Source organism: Rhodococcus sp. NCIMB 12038 (assembly GCF_002165735.1).
GTDB lineage: Bacteria > Actinomycetota > Actinomycetes > Mycobacteriales > Mycobacteriaceae > Rhodococcus_F.
The window spans coordinates 1-1,932 of record NZ_NHML01000082.1 but is presented as its reverse complement, the minus strand read 5'-3'; the positions used below and the strand labels follow the sequence as shown (position 1 = coordinate 1,932).

General features: G+C 64.0%; 2 protein-coding genes. One reads left to right on the top strand and one right to left on the bottom strand.

The genetic code is table 11. The annotated features are described in order from the left end of the window. A partial coding sequence (locus tag CA951_RS41995; protein WP_143543218.1) for an MFS transporter occupies positions 1-1,122 on the top strand: 1,122 nt, incomplete at its 5' end. Between the two features lie 224 nt (positions 1,123-1,346). Here the strand turns inward: CA951_RS41995 and CA951_RS41990 are convergent. Beyond that, positions 1,347-1,901 (bottom strand): LLM class flavin-dependent oxidoreductase, encoded by a 555-nt coding sequence (locus tag CA951_RS41990; protein ID WP_087562461.1) that lies wholly within the window; start codon positions 1,899-1,901, stop codon positions 1,347-1,349. Positions 1,902-1,932: the final 31 nt, after the last annotated feature.

The following is a 1,932-nucleotide window of genomic DNA, read 5'->3' as shown; positions in this document are numbered from 1 at the left end:
ACTGCACGCTTCGGAGCCCGCGCCATGATGGTCGCATCCATCGTGGGCTTCTCCACGATGATGGGCATTGCAGCCATCGCACCCACTCCCGAGATGTTCGCCCTGTGCCGTCTACTCAGCGGAATCGGCCTCGGCGCCGTCATGCCCACCGCGATCTCCCTCACCGTCGAGTACTCGCGCCGTGACCGCCGCCAACTGAACAACGCCCTGATGTTCAGTGGATACTCCGTCGGCGCGATCCTCGCCTCGACCACGGGCATCTTGGCGTTACCCCACATCGGGTTCCGGTGGATGTATGCATTCGGCGTACTCCCCCTCCTCCTCATCCCGGTCATCCTGCGAGTACTACCCGACTCACGGTCCTACCTCACGAAGACAGGACGCAGCGCTGAGGCACAACTGCTGACCGACCAATACGGACTCGAACCGTTCATACCGGCGGATCCTTCGTCCACACGGTCGGGACTGCGAGGACTCTTCTCTCGCCGGTTCGCACTACCGCTGGGCTTGTTCAGCGCTGCGACCTTCTGCGGCCTGCTCGTCATATACGGCGTCAACACCTGGCTGCCCAACATCATGAACCAGGCCGGCTACTCGATTGGAATGTCCCTGTCGTTCCTCGCGGTGCTGAACGCGGGCGCCATCCTCGGCGGGATTACCGGCGCTGCCGTCGCCGACCGTATCGGATCGAAACCGATCGCCATTCTCGCCTTCGCGACCGCGACCATTTCGACCGTCCTCCTCAGCACCGGTCTGCCCACGTGGGGTCTCTACCTGGTCGTCGCACTACTCGGCCTGGGCACGACCGGAACCCAGATCATCGTCACCGGTTGGGCCGCCGCCTTCTTTCCCGAAACATACCGCACCGCTGCAGTGGGATTCGTTCTCGGCGTCGGACGCCTCGGTGCCATCGTCGGGCCCGCGGCCGGTGGGTGGATCACCGCCTCGGCCCTCGGCTACGAGTGGAACTACTACACGTTCGCAACCGTGGCCCTCGCAGGGGCGACCACGATGGCGCTCATGCCTCGGATCCATCGAGCAAGTACGCCTGTGACAACTGCCGACGACGGCCAACTCTCCCCGGCAGTTGCCGCACCCGCCGGGGAAGGCACCCGGGGGTAAACACCGATATGTGCACCGCAACGAGAACGTACCCGGAGCGTGCGTGGCTTTGACTCGGAAGTGGTCAGGACGACCAGGCGTCGGATGCACGAGGCAACGACCGTGAGAACAGCTGGATCCCGCCGACGGGAACCCTCACGCATAGATACCACGTCCACATTTCGCCGAGAGCCTCAGGGAGGATCCCGCCGATCACGGACGGCGGGCCTTTCAATCTTCCGAACCTATCCCGCGGCCTCGGTGTCGGCGAGCGCGGCCCGAGCGGCCGGTACCACCTCCGACGAGAACATCGCAATCTGCCGGTCGTATTGATCGTTCGGCCAGTATGAAAAGGCGTTCATGCCGAATTCTGTGACTGCCGTGACGATGTGGTCGACCCACTGAGTGACCGAACCTTGGAACGGCTCATGCGATTCGGTGCCGATTATGCCGTTGATGTTGAACACCTTGCGGATCAACCGGGGATTTCGTCCAGCCTCGACCGCCGCGGCGTCGATCCGACGGCTTGCCGCTTGCACACGGTCGAAGGGCAGGAAACTCAACGACGGCAGCCAACCGTCGGCCGATCGACCGGTCAGAGAGAGCATCAGTGGGCCGTAGGCCCCCAGCCATAATCCGAGATCAGCACCGGGTGGCGGTCCAGGGTGGACGCCACGCAGGTGGTAGTACTGGCCGTCGAATCGCACCGCACGCTCACCACTCCACATTGCGCGGATGACCTCGACGGCTTCGATCAGTGCGTCCGCGGCTTCGCGCGGCGATCGTCTCGGACCGTCCATCGCGTCGATGGCGTCCCAGAACGCCCCAGCG

Bases quoted from the DNA above. Each gene is read 5' to 3' on its own strand.
- CA951_RS41990 (WP_087562461.1), bottom strand. From the start codon at position 1,901: ATGGACGGTCCGAGACGATCGCCGCGCGAAGCCGCGGACGCACTGATC.